The 17,509-nt window shown below is 71.3% G+C and carries 21 protein-coding genes; 9 read left to right on the top strand and 12 right to left on the bottom strand.

Annotated elements, in window-relative coordinates; all coding sequences use genetic code 11:
- Positions 1 to 72: 72 nt before the first annotated feature.
- On the bottom strand, positions 73 to 1,059 hold the full coding sequence (locus tag Phou_RS52605) for a VOC family protein (protein WP_246273541.1): 987 nt from the start codon (positions 1,057 to 1,059) through the stop codon (positions 73 to 75).
- Positions 1,060 to 1,165: 106 nt separating this feature from the next.
- Here Phou_RS52605 and Phou_RS14070 point away from each other — a divergent pair, with 106 nt between their 5' ends.
- Entirely contained in the window at positions 1,166 to 2,068 is a 903-nt protein-coding gene (locus Phou_RS14070; RefSeq protein WP_173056465.1) for a LysR family transcriptional regulator, read from the top strand.
- 14 nt (positions 2,069 to 2,082) lie between these two features.
- Here Phou_RS14070 and Phou_RS14065 read toward each other — a convergent pair whose 3' ends face one another.
- On the bottom strand, positions 2,083 to 2,760 hold the full coding sequence (locus Phou_RS14065) for a DUF899 domain-containing protein (protein WP_218579019.1): 678 nt from the start codon (positions 2,758 to 2,760) through the stop codon (positions 2,083 to 2,085).
- Positions 2,761 to 2,823: 63 nt separating this feature from the next.
- The gene (locus tag Phou_RS14060; RefSeq protein WP_173056463.1) at positions 2,824 to 3,471 is read right to left on the bottom strand and encodes a winged helix-turn-helix transcriptional regulator; all 648 of its coding nucleotides are present in this window, start codon (positions 3,469 to 3,471) and stop codon (positions 2,824 to 2,826) included.
- Positions 3,472 to 3,550: 79 nt separating this feature from the next.
- Between Phou_RS14060 and Phou_RS14055 the strand changes: the two genes are divergently transcribed.
- The 5 genes from Phou_RS14055 (at position 3,551) to Phou_RS14035 (ending at position 7,830) form a co-directional block, all read left to right on the top strand.
- Positions 3,551 to 4,402 carry an SDR family NAD(P)-dependent oxidoreductase gene (locus tag Phou_RS14055; protein ID WP_246273540.1) on the top strand — a complete coding sequence of 284 codons (852 nt, stop codon included), beginning with the start codon at positions 3,551 to 3,553 and terminating at the stop codon, positions 4,400 to 4,402.
- A gap of 135 nt (positions 4,403 to 4,537) precedes the next feature.
- Positions 4,538 to 5,155 (top strand): dihydrofolate reductase family protein, encoded by a 618-nt coding sequence (locus tag Phou_RS14050; RefSeq protein WP_173056462.1) that lies wholly within the window; start codon positions 4,538 to 4,540, stop codon positions 5,153 to 5,155.
- Between the two features lie 28 nt (positions 5,156 to 5,183).
- Positions 5,184 to 6,164, top strand: a complete 981-nt coding sequence (locus tag Phou_RS14045) for an alpha/beta hydrolase (protein ID WP_173056461.1) — start codon at positions 5,184 to 5,186, stop codon at positions 6,162 to 6,164.
- 86 nt (positions 6,165 to 6,250) lie between these two features.
- Positions 6,251 to 6,607 (top strand): YciI family protein, encoded by a 357-nt coding sequence (locus Phou_RS14040; protein WP_173056460.1) that lies wholly within the window; start codon positions 6,251 to 6,253, stop codon positions 6,605 to 6,607.
- A complete protein-coding gene (locus Phou_RS14035) occupies positions 6,604 to 7,830 on the top strand; it encodes an RNA polymerase sigma factor (RefSeq protein WP_173056459.1) in 1,227 nt (408 codons plus the stop codon). Before Phou_RS14040 ends, Phou_RS14035 begins: the two co-directional genes overlap by 4 nt.
- Here the strand turns inward: Phou_RS14035 and Phou_RS14030 are convergent.
- The 4 genes from Phou_RS14030 to Phou_RS14015 form a co-directional block, all read right to left on the bottom strand.
- Positions 7,796 to 8,572, bottom strand: a complete 777-nt coding sequence (locus Phou_RS14030; RefSeq protein WP_173056458.1) for a hypothetical protein — start codon at positions 8,570 to 8,572, stop codon at positions 7,796 to 7,798. The genes Phou_RS14035 and Phou_RS14030 overlap by 35 nt on opposite strands.
- 4 nt (positions 8,573 to 8,576) lie before the next feature.
- Positions 8,577 to 9,686 (bottom strand): SigB/SigF/SigG family RNA polymerase sigma factor, encoded by a 1,110-nt coding sequence (locus Phou_RS14025; protein WP_173056457.1) that lies wholly within the window; start codon positions 9,684 to 9,686, stop codon positions 8,577 to 8,579.
- A 101-nt stretch (positions 9,687 to 9,787) separates the two neighbouring features.
- Positions 9,788 to 10,495 (bottom strand): STAS domain-containing protein, encoded by a 708-nt coding sequence (locus Phou_RS14020; protein WP_173056456.1) that lies wholly within the window; start codon positions 10,493 to 10,495, stop codon positions 9,788 to 9,790.
- A gap of 41 nt (positions 10,496 to 10,536) precedes the next feature.
- Positions 10,537 to 10,872 (bottom strand): STAS domain-containing protein, encoded by a 336-nt coding sequence (locus tag Phou_RS14015; RefSeq protein ID WP_173056455.1) that lies wholly within the window; start codon positions 10,870 to 10,872, stop codon positions 10,537 to 10,539.
- Between the two features lie 347 nt (positions 10,873 to 11,219).
- Here Phou_RS14015 and Phou_RS14010 point away from each other — a divergent pair, with 347 nt between their 5' ends.
- Positions 11,220 to 11,963, top strand: coding sequence for an ATP-binding protein (locus tag Phou_RS14010; RefSeq protein WP_173056454.1), 744 nt, complete (start codon positions 11,220 to 11,222; stop codon positions 11,961 to 11,963).
- Between the two features lie 25 nt (positions 11,964 to 11,988).
- Here Phou_RS14010 and Phou_RS14005 read toward each other — a convergent pair whose 3' ends face one another.
- Genes Phou_RS14005 through Phou_RS13990 form a run of 5 tightly spaced genes read right to left on the bottom strand, consistent with a single transcriptional unit; the run spans position 11,989 to position 15,483 of the window.
- Complete coding sequence (locus Phou_RS14005) at positions 11,989 to 13,191, bottom strand: ABC transporter permease (RefSeq protein WP_246273539.1); 1,203 nt, start codon at positions 13,189 to 13,191, stop codon at positions 11,989 to 11,991.
- Positions 13,192 to 13,851 carry an ABC transporter ATP-binding protein gene (locus Phou_RS14000; RefSeq protein WP_173056453.1) on the bottom strand — a complete coding sequence of 220 codons (660 nt, stop codon included), beginning with the start codon at positions 13,849 to 13,851 and terminating at the stop codon, positions 13,192 to 13,194. It lies immediately after the preceding gene.
- Positions 13,848 to 14,117, bottom strand: a complete 270-nt coding sequence (locus Phou_RS51095) for a hypothetical protein (RefSeq protein ID WP_218579018.1) — start codon at positions 14,115 to 14,117, stop codon at positions 13,848 to 13,850. Before Phou_RS51095 ends, Phou_RS14000 begins: the two co-directional genes overlap by 4 nt.
- Positions 14,114 to 14,923 (bottom strand): peptidoglycan-binding domain-containing protein, encoded by an 810-nt coding sequence (locus Phou_RS13995; RefSeq protein ID WP_218579017.1) that lies wholly within the window; start codon positions 14,921 to 14,923, stop codon positions 14,114 to 14,116. Before Phou_RS13995 ends, Phou_RS51095 begins: the two co-directional genes overlap by 4 nt.
- On the bottom strand, positions 14,920 to 15,483 hold the full coding sequence (locus Phou_RS13990; RefSeq protein ID WP_173056452.1) for a hypothetical protein: 564 nt from the start codon (positions 15,481 to 15,483) through the stop codon (positions 14,920 to 14,922). Before Phou_RS13990 ends, Phou_RS13995 begins: the two co-directional genes overlap by 4 nt.
- Positions 15,484 to 15,638: 155 nt before the next feature.
- Here Phou_RS13990 and Phou_RS13985 point away from each other — a divergent pair, with 155 nt between their 5' ends.
- Both Phou_RS13985 and Phou_RS13980 read left to right on the top strand, forming a co-directional pair.
- Entirely contained in the window at positions 15,639 to 16,295 is a 657-nt protein-coding gene (locus Phou_RS13985) for a response regulator transcription factor (RefSeq protein ID WP_173056451.1), read from the top strand.
- Positions 16,292 to 17,470: a sensor histidine kinase gene (locus Phou_RS13980; protein ID WP_173056450.1), complete on the top strand. Its 1,179-nt coding sequence runs from the start codon at positions 16,292 to 16,294 to the stop codon at positions 17,468 to 17,470. Before Phou_RS13985 ends, Phou_RS13980 begins: the two co-directional genes overlap by 4 nt.
- Positions 17,471 to 17,509: the final 39 nt, after the last annotated feature.

Here is a 17,509-nt window from a genome sequence, read left to right as displayed (position 1 = left end):
GTGATGACCGGACGCGCGGCGCTCAGGCGCGTTGACGCTTTTCGCTCCTGGCGCTTGGGTCGAGGCGGGCCGTCAGTTGAGCTGCTCGGCCAGGGCAACGACGATGCCCTCCGGGCCGCGGACGTTGCAGAGCCGGTAGCTGTTCTCGTACTGGACCAGCTCACCGACGAGTTCGGCGCCGTGGGTGCGCAGGCGGGCGACTACGTCCTCGATGTCCTCGACCGCGAACATGATGCGCCGCATGCCCAGCGTGTTCGCCGGTGCGTCCTTTGGCTCGCCGCTGATCGCCGCCGGCGTGTGGAACTTCGTCAGCTCGACCCGGCTGTGGCCGTCCGGGGTCCGCACCATGGCGATGTCCGCTCGGACGCCGTCGAGCCCGACGACCTTGTCCACCGATTCACCCTCGACTGTTGTCTGGCCCTCCAACTCCATACCGAGTTCGACGAAGAACGCGATCGTGGCCGCAAGGTCGTCGACCACGATGAGGACGTTGTCCATTCGCTTGAGCATGGTGGTTCTCCTTCTCTCAGTTGTAGTAGCGGCGGGCGCTGGACCCGATCCGGGTGATGTCGGTGCCGTAGATGTGCAGGCTGATGGCGGTGCGGGCGCCGGTGTTGCGGATCCGGTGGATGTCGCCCGGCGGGCGAAGCCACTGACTTCGCCCACGGGGTTTTCGCGGGTGCCGGTGAGGTTGAGCTGGTCGTCATAGAGATCTTCATGCTCGACGCCCTGCAGGACGCCCACGACGCACCAGGTGATGTGGTCGTGAATCCTTGTGGTCTGACCGGGTCGCCAGACCAGGCCGAGGATGGAGAACGTGCCGTCCGGCTCGGCGTGCAGGACGTGACCAGCCGGTCGGTCGGGTTGCCCGCGCCGCTGGGCGGGGGTCAGGACGTCGGGGCCGGGCAGGTGTGCGCGGAGCTGATCGGCGACGAGTTCCGCGGTCCGGGCCCAGTCGGCCCGCATGCCGATCACCTGGCGCACCGCGGCGATGAGATCGTCGGTAGGGCCGGCGATGAAGCCGCCCGGAGGCGTCTGCTGGAGAAGCGTGCCCGCCATGTCGTCCTCCTCGGTCGGAAGCGGAGCCGTCCCGTTCAGCCTCTACCGAGCAAGACTCATTCGTCCAATGACAACTTCTGCGGCTACCCATAACTAACATGGATGAATGCTGGATATCGTGCGGCTACGCATCCTCGCGGCTGTCGCCGCGCACGGCTCGGTCACCAAGGCCGCCAAGCATCTGAAGTACTCGCAGCCGGCGGTCAGCCACCATCTGGCCCGGCTGGAGGCCGAGACCGGCGCCCGCCTCGTGCAGCGCATCGGGCGGGGCATCCGGCTCACGCCGGAGGGTGAGCACCTGGCGCGCCGTGCCGCGGAGATCGTCGGCCGGGTCGACACCGCTGCCGCGGAGCTGTCCGCGATGGTGGGACTGCGCACCGGCCGGGTCCGCGTGGCCGGCTTCCAGTCGGCGCTCGCCGCCCTTGTGCCGCACGCCGCCGCCCGCCTGCGCCGCGACCACCCCGGCATCGAGCTGCACCTGGCCGACGCCCACCCGCAGGTGGCGTTGAACCTGCTGCGCGACGGGCAGATCGACGCCGCCATCATCTTCCGCTACGACGACACCACACCGGACGACATCCGCGTCACGCACCTGTTCGACGACCCGATGCACCTGCTCAGCCTCGAGCCGGGCCAGACGCTGCTGGACCATCGCGACTCGGCGTGGATCGCCGGCTGCGAAAACTGCCGCCGCGAGTTCGTCGACGCGTGCGGGCAGGCGGGCTTCATCCCGCAGATCGTTTACACCAGCGACGACGTGATCGTCGAGCAGGCCCTCGTCGCCGCCGGCATGGGCGTTACCACCATCCCCGGCCTCGCATTACGCACGCACCGGGCACCCGGCATCGAAGCCACCCCACTGCCCGACTTTCGCCGGCGGGTCTACCTGGCCACCTACGGCGACCCGCCGGATCCGCCCGCCACCGCGGCCTTCATCGAGGCGCTGCACCACACCGTCCAGCAGACCCGCCCCGGCGAGCCAGTACGACCCGACCAGGCGCCCAGCTGACGGTCAGCCACGTGTCAGGTCGCGCGGCCGTACAGCCGGGCGACGTCGGGGGAGTCGAGCCAGCCGCTGTAGGTCGGCTTCTGCGGCCAGCCCTCCGGGGAGTCCTGCCACTCCTCCTGCCGCCCGTACGGCAACACATCGACCAGGGGAAACGTGTAAGTGATCTGTTCGACTCCGCGTCCGGACGTGTGCCAGGTGCGGTAGACCGTCTCGCCGTCGCGCAGGAAGACGTTCAGCGCGAAGCCGCCGCCGGGTGGTGCGTCGACGTCCGCACCGAACGGGCTGTCGGCCGTGGAGTACCACGTCATCGTGTTGCCGACGCGCTCGGCGTAGGCGAGGGCCGCGTCGATCGGGCCCTGGGTGACGATCACGAACCGGGCGTCGTAGTTGTCGAGGAAGCCGAGGCGGGTGAACGACGAGGTGAGGCTGGTGCAGCCGCCACACTGCCACTCGGCGTCGGGGTCCCACATGTGGTTGTAGACGATCAACTGCGACTTGCCGGCGAAGATGTCGACGAGCCGGACCGGACCTTCGGCCCCGACCAGGGTGTATTCGGGCATCCTCACCATCGGCAGCCTTCGTCGCTGCGCGGCGATCGCGTCGAGCTCCCTGGTCGCCGCCTTCTCGCGGGCGCGCAACTCGTCCAGCTCCTTGCGCCAGGTCGCGTGGTCGACAACGGGCGGATTGGCCATGATGATCATCTCCTTCGTGACACCTCTTCCTAATGACCGCTCCCGGCGAGAAAACTCATCGGTTCAGGTGTCATCGAGGCGTGGGCCGGCGACCGCGTGCAGCAGGCGGTCGATGACTGACAGGTCCCCCACGACGGCGACGCTGCCGTCGGCGCGTGCGGCCGTCAGTGCGGCTGGGTCGTCCAGCAGGGCGCTGAGGGTCTTGGGCTCCGCGCGGAGCGAGGCGTCCGCCGTCGCCGGCTCGCCGGGCTGGACCTCGACCCGCCCGGACGCGAGGCGGACCGTCCAAACGCGACCGTCGAGCTCGAGACGGCAGGTGGCGGGCGGTGCCGCGGGGTCGGTGCGACCGGCACCCTGCAGGAAGATCAGCACGGAAGAGGCGCTGAGCGCGGCCGGCTGCGGGGGTTGTGGGGCGTCGACTCCCCAGGTGCCGAGGGCCAGCAGCATCGGCTCCAGCTTCCGTCCCCACTCGGTCAGCTCGTAGACCCGCGGGCCTTCCGGGCTGTGCCTGATCACCCCGTTGTGCTCGAGCTCGCGGAGGCGGTCGGCGAGCAGGTTTGAGCTGACGTGGGGCAGGGCGTGCCGCAGCTCCGAGAAGCGCTGTGGTGACAACAGCAGCTCGCGGACGACCAGGAGGGCCCACCGCTCCCCGACGACGTCGAGGGCGCGGGCGATCCCGCACGCGTCCCGGTAGCTGCGGCTGGTGGGCATGGCCGCCCCCTCCTCGTCCGACCTGGTCTGAAAGTACCACAGCGACTAGTTGTTTTTAACAACTGACCGTGGTTACTGTTTGCGGGCACGGCCGGTCGGAACCCATCGCTGGAGGACACACATGAGCGGGTTGCTGCTCGAGAACAAGAGCACGGTGATCTACGGAGGCGGAGGCGCCATCGGTGGCGCTGTCGCGCGGGTGTTCGCCCGGGAAGGCGCACGGGTCTTCATCGCCGGGCGGACGCAGGCGAAGCTCGACGCGGTGGCGCGGGACATCGAGGCCGAAGGCGGGGTGGTGGAGACCGCGCAGGTCGACGTCTTCGACCAGGGTGCGGTCGAGAAGCACGCCGATGTGGTGGCCGAGACGGCCGGGGGCATCGACGTCGCCCTCAACGCCGTGAGCGTCATGCACGACCAGGGGACCTTGCTGGCGGACCTGTCGCTGGACGAGTTCATGCGGCCGATCGACGGCTTTCTGCGGACGCTCTTCATCACCAGCAAGGCTGTGGCGCGGCACATGGGCGGCGAGCGTCCCGGCGTCATCCTGACCCTTTCCGAGCCGGGAGCCAAGCTGGCAGTCGGCGGCATCCTGGGGCACAGCGTGAGCGCGGCCGGCAAGGAGGCCTTCTCGCGCGTCCTGGCCGCGGAGCTGGCACCCAGCAACATTCGCGTCATCGGCATCCGCCCGCACGCTGTCGTGGATGCGCCGGCGGTTGGTTCCTACACCAAGGACCTCTTCGCGCAGGTGGCCGCCGGAGCGGGGCAGTCGGTCCAGGAGTTCCTCGAAGGCGGGCTGGCACAGGGGACGCTTCTGAAGAGGCTGCCCACGCTCAACGAGATAGCGGAGACGGCCGCGTTCCTGGCCTCGGATCGAGCCCGGACCATCACCGGGACCATCGCCAACCTGTCCGCCGGCGCTCTCGTCGACTGAGGGGCGCCGCGGTAACAGCGATTCCTCGAAGAAATCTCGGCGGAACCTGTCGGATCGGGGTGGGGGCGTTCGTAGCGGCAGTGAGAGGCGGCCTGAGGAGGCGGCCACACACGGAGCTGGAGAAGGGCCACGATCATGAAGATCACCACTACCACGATGCTCACCGTCGACGGCGTGATGCAGGGGCTCGGCGGGGCGGACGAGGACCGCAGGGGCGGCTTCGAGCGCGGCGGATGGGTCGCGCCGTTCTGGGACGACGAGGGCGGGGCCTTCCTGAACGCGGTGTACGCGAGGGCCGACGCGTTCCTGTTCGGGCGGCAGACCTACGAGATCTTCGCCGCCTCGTGGGGGACGTGGGCGGACCCGGGGGACAACCCGATCTGGACGGCGCTGAACACGCGCCCCAAGTACGTCGCGTCGAACACGATCACCGACCCGCAGTGGGCGGATACGACGGTCCTGTCCGGTGACGTCGCGGCGGCCGTACGGGAGCTGAAGGCCAAGCCCGGCGGTGAGCTGCAGGTGCACGGCAGCGGCGCCCTGATCCGGTGGCTGCTCGACAACCGGCTCGTCGACGAGATGAACCTGCTCACCGTCCCGGTGGTCGTCGGACAGGGCACGCGGCTGTTTCCCGAGGCCGGCCCGGACGCCGCGCTCGAGCTCCTCGAGACCCGGAGCACCCCGAGCGGAGTGATCATCCAGGTCTACCGGCCCGGCGGTCGCCCGCGGTACGCCACGGCGACGGCCGGCTGAAGCCGCGAGACGGGAAGGACCTCTGACGATGCCAGCCAGCCACCACGAGGCGCCACCGTTCGACCCGGAGCTCGCGGCCGTGCTCGCGATGTTCGGGGAGGCGCTTCCGGCAACGATGACCCCGGACATGATCTCTCCCACCCGCGAGGCGATCGCGGCGATGCCGCCGCTGCCGGACGAGGCGCTGGCTCGTGGCGGGACGTACACGGTGGAGGAGCGGAGGGTGCCCGGCCCGGACGGCGCGCCGGACATCACGCTGCTGATCTGCCGCCCGGCGGCGGCCTCGGGCACCGTCGGGGCGATCTACCACATCCACGGCGCCGGCATGGTGATGGGCAACCACAGGATGGGTCTCGACAAGGTGCTCGACCTGGCCGCCCCGCTGCGGCTGGCGGTGGTGTCGGTGGAGTACCGGCTGGCGCCCGAGCACCCCGACCCGGCTCCGGTCGAAGACTGCTACGCCGGCCTGGTGTGGACCTCGCGGCACGCGGCCGAGCTGGGCATCGATCCCGGTCGCATCGTCGTCAGCGGTCGCAGCGCCGGCGGCGGGCTGGCGGCCGGCGTCGCGCTTCTGGCCCGCGACCGTGGAGGTCCCGCGCTGTTCGGCCAGCTGCTCGACTACCCGATGCTCGACGACCGCAACGACACCGTGTCCAGCGTGCAGATCGACGGCATCGGGGTGTGGGACCGGACGTCGAACCAGACCGGCTGGGACGCTCTGCTCGGCGACCGCCGAGGCGGTAGCGACGTGTCGAGCTACGCCGCCCCGGCTCGCGAGGCGGACCTGTCCGGCCTGCCACCTGCGTACATCGCGGTCGGCTCGGCGGAGGTGTTCCGGGACGAATCCGTCGCGTACGCGAGCCGCATCTGGCAGTGCGGTGGCGTGGCGGAGCTGCACGTCTGGCCGGGTGGCTTCCACGGGTTCGAAGCAATCGCGCCTGAGGCGGCGATCTCTCGTTCCGCGATCATGGCGCGCGCCGACTGGCTCCGGCGGTTGCTCGCCGAATGAAGGCCGGTGTTGTCGATCTGGCGGGGGACGTGCTCGTCGTTAGGGTAGGAGGCCCGCTGAGGGCCGGTCACGAAATGGACTTTGACATGGCCAAGTACCTGATCCTCATCTACGGCGACGCGCAGCGGTGGGACGCGATGACCGCCGAGGACCGCAAAGAGCTCGAGGCGGGGCACGCCTCGTTCAGCAAGGCAGCCGGGTCGCGGGTCCTCGCTGGGCACGAGCTGGAGCTCGCGCCGATGGCGACCACGCTGCGTACCGATGGCGTGGGCGGGGTGACCACCACGGACGGCCCGTTCCTGGAGGCCAAGGAGGCGGTCGGCGGCTACTACCTGATGGAGGCCGCGGACCTCGACGAGGTCATGGGCCTGGCCGCACTCCTGCCCGAGGTGCACGCCGACCACAGCGGCGTCGAGATCCGGCCGATCGTCGATCACGGATGACCACGGTGAGCGAGGCGGTGGCGGAGGCGCACCGCGCCGAGTGGGCGCGCGTCTTCGCCACCACCGCGCAGCTGACCCGGGATCTCGACCTGGCGGAGGAGTGCGCGCAGGACGCGTACGCGCAGGCGCTGCTGACCTGGCCGCGGACGGGCATCCCGGACCGGCCCGGAGCCTGGCTCACCACGATCGCGCGGAACCGGGCGCGGGACGTCCTGCGGCGGGAGTCAACCTTCCGGCGGGCGATGCCCCTGCTCGTGTCCGACGAGCCGGTGCCCGGGCCGGAGGACGGGCTGGACGACGACCGGCTCCGGCTGATCTTCACGTGCTGCCACCCGGCGCTCGGGCGGGACGCCCAGGTCGCGCTGACGCTGCGGCTGGTGTGCGGGCTGTCGACGGCCGAGGTGGCGCGGGCCTACCTCGTGCAGGAGGCGACGATGGCCGCGCGGATCACGCGCGCCAAGAAGAAGATCGCCAAGGCGCGCATCCCGTACCGGGTGCCGGCGCCGGATCAGCTGGCCGAGCGGCTGAGCGCGGTCCTGGAAGTGGTCCACCTGATCTTCACGACCGGGCACACCGCGCCGACCGGTGCGCAGCTGGTCCGGCGGGACCTGACCGGGAGCGCGATCCGGCTGGCCCGCATGCTGCACCTCCTGATGCCGAACGAAGCGGAGATCACCGGCCTGCTCGCCCTGCTGCTGCTGGTCGAGTCGCGTGCGGACACCCGCCTGTCGGACAGCGGGCGGCTGCTGCTCCTGTCCGAACAGGACCGCAGCCGCTGGGACACCCGACTGATCGGCGAAGGCACCGCGCTGCTCACCGACGCGCTGCGCCGGCAGGCGCCGACCAGGTACGCGGTCGAGGCCGCAATCGCCGCCGTGCACGCCGAGGCGAAGGCGTGGGAGGAGACGGACTGGTCGGAGATCGTCTCGCTCTACGGCGTGCTGCTCCAGCTCTGGCCCTCGCCGGTGGTCGAGCTCAACCGCGCCGTCGCGCTCGGCTTTCGGGACGGGCCCGCCGCCGGGCTCGACGCGCTGACGCCACTGCTCGCCGACCCGGCACTTGCCACCTACGGCTACCTCAGCGCGGTGCGGGCCGACTTCCTGCGGCGGCTGCGGCGCTGGGCGGAGGCGGCGGACGCGTACGAGGAGGCGCTGGCCCTGACCGACAACGAGGTCGAGCGCGCATTCCTCATCGGACGGCTGGAAGAGGTCCGGGCGCATTGAGGTCGAGCGTGCTGCGGCGGTGCGGCGTGTCCAGGTAGTACGCGATTACATCGGCCAGGCGCTCGTTGGACACGGTGCACTCGTGGCCACCCACGCTGACGTGCCGCACCTCGCCGTCTTCACGCAGGCGCAGGTCCACGCCGTCCTTGCCGCGGCGCACGGATGTGATGAGCTCCCAGGGCAGCTCCTCACCCTCGGCCACGACACCCCGTGAGGTGACCGCCACGAGCACGGGACAGCGCAGCCGCTGGAAGACCGCCAGCGCGGCCAAGGGCAGCGCCACGACGCATATCGCGGTCGTGATGCGCCCCAGCCACCCGTCTATGGCCGAGCCGCTGAAGACAAGGGTGCCGCCGAGGAGGCCGCACAGGCCGACGGCGTCGATGGCCAGCGACCGCCTGGACCGCCGGGCGACAAGGCCGGGACGGGTCCCACCGGGCAGGGGCAGCGCGCGGCGCCAGCGAAGGTCACCACGCCGGGTCCGCCGGCGCAGCCACGCTTCGCCGCCGTAGTGGCCGAACGTGGCGAAGAGCACCACGTCGCCCGGGTCGGCGGGCACGGTGTCGCCGGCCCGCCGGCCGTACTCCCAGAGGGCCGTCCCCGCGACCAGGACGGCGAGCCCCGCAGCCGTGGCCGCCACCCGGCGGACAACCCGCGACCAGCCGCCGCGCACCTCCTCGACCACCGCGCCAGACGAGACCGCCGCGCCGGACGTCACCGGCGAGGTCGAGGAGGGCTGCACCCTTCTACATATAGGGCAGCCGTGCGATCGCGAGAATCCTCCGGACGTGCGGCTGGGTGCCGCGCAGGCGCAGATCGACGGCGGCCCGCCGCGACTCCTGGTAGCCCGAGACAAGTGCGGCGATCCCGGCCGCGTCGATGAACGGGACCGCGGAAAGGTCGAGCTGCAGTGTGTTCGGGCGGCGCGCCAGCCCGTTCAGGATGGCCTGGCGCAGCTCGTCGGCGCTGTCGCGGTCGACCTCGCCGCCGATCGCGACGGTCAGCGTGCCGCCGCCCGCCGGTGTCGTGGTCACCCGCAGGCGCGGCGCGACAAGCCCCGCCTCCTCCACATCGCCCCAGTGCGGTGGCGTGTCGCTGAGCATGGCGTTGCGCAGCCAGGTCAACGTCTTGGAAAGCAGCCGCGACACGTGCATCTGCGAGATGCCGCACCGCTGCGCGATCTCCACCTGGGTGAGGTTGCCGTAAAAGCGGAGGATGAGGATCTGCCGCTCGCGTTCCGGCAGCCGGTCCAGAAGGGACTGGATGGTGAGCCGGTCGTCGATCGCGGCCAGATCGCCGTCGACCTCGCCGATCAGGTCGCCCCGTTCGGCTGTCCCGCCGCCGGAGCCCGGGCTGGTGACCGGCGCGTTCAGCGACAGCAACGTGTAGCCGGCGGCCGACAGCATCGCCTTGTCCACCTCGTCGGTGGTGGTGTGCAGGCGATCCGCGAGCTCGGTGGTGCTGGGCGCGCGGGACAGCGTGTTTGTCAGGTCCGAACCCGCGTGCCTGATCTGCACGACCAGGTCCTGGAGCCGCCGTGGCGCGCGCACGCCCCAGGTGCGGTCACGGAAGTGTTTGCGCAGCTCGCCCAGGATGGTGATGACCGCGAACGCGGTGAAGGAACCGCGTTCCGCGTCATACCGGTCGACCGCCTTGACCAGGCCGAGGCGGGCTACCTGCTCCAGGTCCGCGAACGGCTCACCCCTTCCGCGGTAGCGGTGGGCGAGCCGATGGGCAAGGGGCAGGCACAGCTCCACGAACTCCGCCCGAGCGGACGGGTCATGTACGGCGCGTTCGCCATACCGCGCCGCCTCCTCGTCGAGGTTCAGCTGGGCAGTGTCCTGTTCCGAGTGCATCACCGCCTCCTTGAATGACAGAAGCCTGAAGGCACGGCCCCGAATGGGCGCGGGCGAACTCGCGATTCCTACCCAGTTGGCTGGCGGAATATCCCACCGGATCAGATACGCGAACGTGCCGTGAGATGAAGGCTTGCCCACGTGACCTTACCGTCGGGCAGGAAAGTGCAACCCCAACTTGACGAGACAGCCTCGACGAGCGGAAATCCGGCTGCACCGGGCGTCGGTTCGTCCGCCGTCGTGACGAGCCGCGAACGCCGGCCGTGGAAGTCGCGAACGGCGAGATGAAGGTGGCGGCCGCCGCGGGTGACGGTCAGCTCGATAGGGGTACCGGCCTGGCGCACCGCGTTGGTGACCAGCTCGGTGGTGACGATGCGTGCCGGCTCGGCCACCACCGGCAGCCGCCAGCGCTCGCAGGCGCCGGCGACGAGGGTGCGGGCGGCGCGCACCGATGCCGCGGCGGCGGGAAAGCTGTCGCGCACCTGTGCGGGCTGCACGCGGGCCGCAGCCATCGTGCGCCCGTGGTCGAGATCGGTGCAGAGCGTCAGGTGCCGATCGGCACGGAGCCGCCGCAATGCCGCCCGCATGCCGGGCGAGGGCGCGCAGATGAGCAGCGGCACGCCGGGCCAGGCCGCCGCGTGACGCGCGGACGCCATGAACGCCGTGACGCTCATGTCGTCTTCGACCGTGAGTCCGGAGACGTCGACAAGGATCGCGATCGGTTGCTCGGCAAGGCATTTGAGCAGAGCCCTGCGAAGCTGCGTCGCCGTCCGGAGGGTCAGCTGCCCGTCGACGCGCAGCACCGCCATCGGTGGCTCGTGAACGAATGTGCACCGCAACCGCTTGAGCATCACCTCGCCCCGACCGGCTTTCTGGCCAGCGCGCCCAGCACACCCGTCATCTCCAGAACGCGGCGCGGCAGGCCGCGCGCGCCGGAAACCACAAACGTCTTTCCCTGCCCGCGCGCGTCGTTGCGCGCCGCGAGCAGGGCGCCCACACCGCAGGCATCAATGAATCCCACCGCGGACAACTCCACCTCGACCAATCGGACCCCGTCGGCGCGGAGAACGCCGAACATGCTCGCCGAGAGCGTTTCTGTGACAGCCATGTCGATCTCGCCACTGATGACGACTCGCGCGGTGCCACCGCCCGGCATCTCCACCCGGAGGTCGAAGTTGTATGTCATCGACCATCCCTCCGCAAGGGACCGTACCCGAGGGGGCAAACCCGTAACGCCCCTTGGGCACAGAGCGACATGTCGGACGCGATGTCGTGGCGGCGGTGCCGTTGCCGAAGGGGTGGAGCCCGCCCTCGCGGCCGCCCACGCAGCCCGCGCTGACCTGGGCACATGCGGCGGCAGCGGGCAGCGCCGCGCGGCACATTAACCGTTTCGGTGCGGTCGCATCCGGGTAATGCGGTGGGGTCGTCACCTTTTGGTGATCCACGGTCACGCCCGGACCGCCAGCCGCCACGTTTTCGGGGGCGAACGGCGGGTAACCTCGCGGGGAGGCTCCCTGCGGACAACGAGGTGCCATGCCGACAGCCGTCCAGTGTTTAATCGACGACCACCAGGCGTATGCGCTGGCGCGCGTGGTGGGAGTCCTGGATGTCAAAGGCGCGGCCGCGGTCCGTTCGTCACTTATCAAGTGTCTGGCCGAGCAGCCGGAGGCGGTCCTCGTCGACCTCTCCGAAATGCGCCTCGCCGAGCCGAGTGCGCTGTCCGTCTTCCCGGCGGTGGTCCGGCAGACGGAGCGGTGGCCGGCTGTCCCGCTCGTGCTCTGCGCCCCGCAGAGCGAAGCGGCCGAGCTGCTGCGGCAGCGCTCGATCGATGGCAGCATGCCCGTGCTGCCAAGCCTCGCCGACGGCGTGCGTTCGCTCGTCCGCCGTGCGGCCGTGCCCATGGCCAGCGAAGACCTGCTCCCCGTTATCGGCGCCGGGCGGCGGGCCCGCGAGATCGTCACCGAGGTGTGTTTCCAGTGGGAGGTCCCGGGGCTGTTGGGGCCGGCGTGCACGGTGGTGACCGAGCTCGTCAACAACGTCGTCGCGCATGCGCACACGATGATGACGCTCCGGCTCTCGCTGCGTGACCAGTACCTGCAGATCGCCGTGCGGGACGGCAGCTCCGAAGAGCCGAGGCTGCAACGAGAGGTCTCGCTGACGTCCCTCTCCGGGCGTGGGCTGGCCCTGGTGGACACCGTCTCCCTGAGCTGGGGGTGCCTGCCCACCGAGGGCGGAAAGGTCGTCTGGGCAGTGCTCGAAGCGGCACCGCGCCGGTAGGTACCGGCACGGCGCCACCGCGATCTCAGGGTGTGGCAAGCGCTTCCGTCGGCGCGAGGCGGGCCGCGCGGATCGCCGGGTACAGGCCGGCGATCGCCCCGATCACGAGCGTCGCGCCCACCCCACCCGCCATCGCCCACGCCGGTACCACCGAGGGCCACGAGCGGGTGCTCGCGTACACGGTGGTGACCGCGATGCCCAGCACCACGCCACCCGCCCCGCCGAGCGCCGACAGCAGCAGCGACTCGGCCAGAAACTGGACCCGGATCTGCCCGCGCGTGGCACCCAGCGAGCGGCGCAGGCCGATCTCGGCGCGCCGCTCCAGCACGGAGATGACCATCGTGTTGGCCACTCCCACCCCGCCCACGAGCAGCGCCACCGCGCCCAGACCCAACAGCAGCCCGGTGAACGCGCGGTCGGTCGCCCGCTGCGCCTCCAGGGCCTCGGACGGCCGGGAGACCTCCACCTCGTTGGGCGCCTCGGGGTTGGCGGTCGATGCGAGCACGGCGCGTACCGCCTCGACGGACGCGTCGTCCGAGCGCGTGTAGACGGTAGTGGGGTGGCCGTCGAAGTCCAGATAGGACTCCGCCGCCGCCCACCCGACGAGGACCGCCGAGTCAAGCTCGGGCGCGAGCGGCACCTCGTCGAGGACGCCGATGACGGTGAACCACTTGCCGCCCACGTACACCTGGATGCCGGCGCCCGCCGCCCCGATGCCAAGCCGCCGGGCCGCCGCCGCGCCCAGCACGGCGGCCGGGTAGCGGGACGTCGCCGCGTTCAGCCACGTGCCGCTGGTGAGCGTGGCGCCGACCGTGCCGAGCAGGTCGAGGTGGGCGGCCTGCACGGTCATGCCGCCGGTCTCCGCCTCCGGTATCCGGTCGGTGCGGTAGACCTTGGTGTCCGGAACCTTTCCGGTCGCCGCGACCTCGCTCACCGGTCCGATGCGGGACACCATCGCCACCGACTCGGTGGGCAGCGTCGCGTCCCCGCCGAAGATTGTCTTGCCCGGCCCGACGGTCAGCAGGTTGGTGCCGAGCGCGGCCAGCTCGCGGTCGAGCTCGGCCCGGCTGGACGAGGAGATCCCGACGACGGCGGTCATCGCGGCGATGCCGATCGCGATGCCGAGCGCCGACAGGAACGCCCGCAGCGGCCGCGTCCGCAGCCCGGCACCGCCGACCCGCACCACGTCTCGCGGGCCGAGCCGGGCGGGGGAGAGCACCGTCGCCACTCAGACCACCGCCCCGTCCAACATGGACACCTGCCGGGGCAGGCTCGCCGCGATGTCGCGGTCGTGGGTGATGACCAGGACGGTGGTACCGGACGCGTGCAGCTCGCGCAGCAGCGCCATCACCCCGGCACCCGAGGCCGAGTCGAGGTTGCCGGTCGGCTCGTCCGCGAGCAGCAGCGCGGGCTCGCCGGCGACCGCCCTGGCGATCGCCACGCGCTGCCGCTCGCCGCCGGACAGCTCGTGCGGCAGGTGGTCCAGGCGGTGCGCCAGCCCCACCCGGTCCAGCGCGGACTCCGCCCGCCGCTTGCGCTCCTTCATGGGTACGCCGGCGTAGAGCAGGCCGTCCGCGACGTTGTCCAATGCGGACTGTCCACTTGCGAGGTGAAACTGCTGGAACACGAAACCGATCCGGCGTGCCCGCAGCGCGGACAGCTGGCGGTCGGAGAGTGCCGCCACGTCGTACCCGTCGATCCGGACGACACCCGCCGACGGTCGGTCAAGCGTGCCGATCAGATGCAGCATCGTGGACTTGCCCGAGCCGGACGGACCCACGATCGCCGCCACCTCGCCGTACCCGACGCTCAGGGAGACGCCGCGTACGGCGACCACACCACCGGTGTACTCCTTGGTCACCGCGTCCAGCTCGACGAGCGCGTTCACGAGGGCATCCCCACGGCCATACCCTCGGCGATGCCGTCGCCGGAGATCTCGACCCGGCCGGTGGCGAACATGCCGGTCTCCACCGCCACGATCCGGGTGGCCGTGCCGTCGAACACCTGTACGCCGTAGCCGCCCTCGGCGAGCGCGAGCAGCGCGGCGACCGGCACGGTGAGCACGTTTTCCCGCTCCGAGGCGGTGAACGCGACGTCCACCGTCGCCTGGTCGAGACCGGCGACCGACTTGGCGTCGTCCACCGAGACGGTCACCTCAACCGTCGTCGACGCGGGCTCCTGCCCTCGGCCGGCTGGATGACGAGCTCGGTCCTGGCGATCCTGCCGCGGGTCTGCTTGCCGTCCGGCAGCGTCACCGCGACCGGCGCGCCTTTGCGGGCCAGCCGCTGGTCGGAGACTTCCAGCTCGACCGTGACCACGCGGGCGGTACCCGTGTAGGAGACCACGGCCGTGCCCGGCTGGACGGCCTCGCCCACCTCGGCGTCGTGGCTGTCGACCCGCACCTCGCCGGCGGCGAAGACCACCCGGCCCAGCTCGACCGAACCGGTCTCCGGCAGACCCAGGTCCTCCTGCCACTCCTTCACGGCCGAGGCGGTCGCGCTGGAGTACTCGTCGTCCACCGTGAAGCCGTCGTACCCGAGGGCGCGCAGGTTCTTCTCGAACTGGGTCACGTCCGCGCCCTCCGTGCCCACCCCGAGCGTGCGGTAGGCGGGCAGCGACCCGTACAGCAGCACGACCGGCGCGTTGTCCAGCCGGTAGAGGGCCTGCCCCCGTTTGACCGCCGACCCCGTCGCCGGCAGGCCCGTCACCGTGCCGCCCGAGCGGGCGGACGCCGACGTCGTGGTGCCGTAGCCCAGCTCACCGCTCTCGCTCTGCGTGTCCACCAGCGTCTGGCGGGTCACCTCGGCAGTGGCCGGCGGCAGGTCGCTGCTCGCCTCGCTGGGCGTGTCGCCTCCCGGCAGGCCGAGGCCGAGCCCGGTGGCCGCCACCGCGCCGGCGACCACCACCGCGCCCGCCGCGACCACCACCCGGCCGGTCCGGCGCCGGCGCCGCCCGCTCACGCGCCCTTCTTTTCGGTGAAGCTCCGGCCACCGTCGGGGCCGGGCATGACGGAGCGGCACTTCTCCTCGGCCGCCTTGAACGTCGGGCCGAGCGGGTCGCCGACCTCGTCGCCGTTGATCGCGAAGCCGCCTTCCTCGGTCGGGTCCGGAAACTTCGGGACGCCGTTCTCGCGCATGCACTTGGCGTACTTGCGCATCTGTTCGAGCCGCTCGGCGTCGACCTTCATCGGCTCACCGCCGTTCGGCATGAGCTTCTTGCACTTCTCCTGCGCGGCGTCGACCTTCGCCTTGTCGACCCCCTCCGGCAGCGACAGCCGGAACTCGCCGCGGTCGCCCACCTCCGGATCGGGAAACTCCGGCACGCCGTTCTCGCGCATGCACTTCGAGTACGCGAATATCGCGTCCCGGTCGTCCTTGCCGCTCGCCGACGCGCTCGCCGACGGTTCCGGCGTCTTGCCGCCGGCCGTGGCCACCTCGTCGCCGCTGCCACCGCCTCCGCCGCAGCCGGCCGCGCTCAGGGCCACCAGCAGCCCCAGCACGAGACCTGTCCTGATCCGCATGACCTCTCTCCGTATCCGTCGTCGGTCGTCCGCCGTTGGATGGCGGCGGCCGGCTCATCCGGCCGCCAATGCCGAGTAGAGCGAGGTGGGGATCACGGGGGCGTTTCCGAAAACGGTGACGCCGGCTTGACGTCACCGTGGGTCACCATGGGTGTATGCGGATCCTGGTGGTCGAGGACGAGCCGCTGCTCGCCGGTGCCGTGGCCGAGTGGCTGCGCGGCGACGCGCACGCGGTCGACGTCGTGCACGACGGCGGTGCCGCGCTGGAGCGGATCGAGGTCAACGACTACGACGTGGTCGTGCTCGACCGCGACCTGCCGGTGGTGCACGGCGACGATGTGTGCCGCGCGGTGGTGGCCGGCGACTCCCCGGTGCGGGTGCTGATGCTCACCGCCTCCGCCGGGATCGACGACCGGGTGGCCGGACTGAGCCTCGGCGCCGACGACTACCTGCCCAAGCCCTTCGCCTTCCCCGAGCTGGCCGCCCGCGTCGTGGCGCTGGGCCGCCGCTCCCGCCCGGCCGCGCCGCCGGTGCTCCAGCGCGCAGGCATCCGGCTCGACCTGCACCGCCGGGAGGTGTACCGGAACGGGCGCTATGTCCCGCTGTCCCGCAAGGAGTTCGCGGTGCTGGCCGAGCTGCTGCGCGCCGAAGGCGCCGCGGTCTCCGCCGAGCTGCTGCTGGAGAAGGCGTGGGACGAGCACGCGGACCCGTTCACCCACGCGGTCCGGATGACCATCCTCAAGCTGCGCCGCAAGCTCGGCGACCCGCCCGTCGTGCTGACCGACCCGGGAGTGGGGTACCGGATTCCGTGAACCGTCTGACCATCCGCGCCCGCCTGACGCTCCTCTACGGCGGGCTCTTCCTGGTTGCCGGCGTGCTGCTGCTCGGCGTCACGTACGCGCTGATCGCCCAGCGCATCCCGGATCCCGACAAGCGGATCACGTCGTTCCAGGGCCAAACGCAGGTACCCGTGGCCCCGCCGCCCGGCGAAGGTCAAGGCCTGAGCGGCACCTTCGAGGCGAAGGTCGTCGGCGACACCTGGGACGACGCGCTCAACGCCCTGCTCACCCAGGGCGGTATCGCGCTGGTGCTGGCCGGTGTGGCGGCGACCGCGCTGGGGTGGCTGATCGCCGGCCGCCTGCTGCAGCCGCTGCAGCGGATGACCGACACCGCACGGCGGATCGCCGACGCACCGGCGGCCGGCAGCGGACTGCACGAGCGGATCGCTCTGGACGGGCCGCACGACGAGGTGAAGCGGCTGGCCGACACGTTCGACGTGATGCTGGAGCGCCTCGACCGCTCCTTCGACGGCCAGCGGCGGTTTGTGGCGAACGCCTCGCACGAGCTGCGTACCCCGCTGACGCTCAACCGCGCGCTGCTCGAGGTCGCCGTGCACCGGCGGGCCGCCTCACTTGAGGTACGGCAGCTGGGCGAGACGCTGCTGGAAATCAACGGCCGCCACGAGCGGCTGCTCGACGGCCTGCTCGTGCTGGCCCGCTCGGAGCGGGAGGTCGCCGAACGCTCCTATGTAGACCTCGCGGACATCGTGGAACACGTGGCGGAGCAGGCGAAGCAGGGCGATGTCTCGATCCTCACCGAGCCCGGCACGGCGCCGACGACCGGCAACTCCGTGCTGCTCGAACGCCTCGTGCAGAACCTCGTGGAGAACGGCGTCCGCCACAACGTGCCGGCGGACGGCTGGGTGGCCATCTGCACAGACACCCAGCCGGACGGCTCGGCCGTGCTGGTGGTCACGAACACCGGTCCGGTGGTACCGCCGTACGAGATGTCACGCATCTTCGAACCGTTCCACCGGTTGAACGGCGACCGGATCGGCTCGGCCGTGCCGGGCGCCGGCCTCGGCCTTTCGATCGTGCGCGCGGTGGCCCGGGCGCACGGCGGCGAGGCGACCGCCCGCCCGCGCGAAGGCGGTGGCCTCGTGGTGACCGTCACCCTCCCGGCGGCCCCGATCCCCGCACCGGCATAACCCCACGTCCGCCGGCCGATCACCATCCGGGCGCCGTGG

This window comes from Phytohabitans houttuyneae (assembly GCF_011764425.1).
Classification (GTDB): Bacteria; Actinomycetota; Actinomycetes; order Mycobacteriales; family Micromonosporaceae; genus Phytohabitans; species Phytohabitans houttuyneae.
Note: the sequence above shows the minus strand (reverse complement) of the source record. Positions and strands in the feature narration are given on the sequence as shown.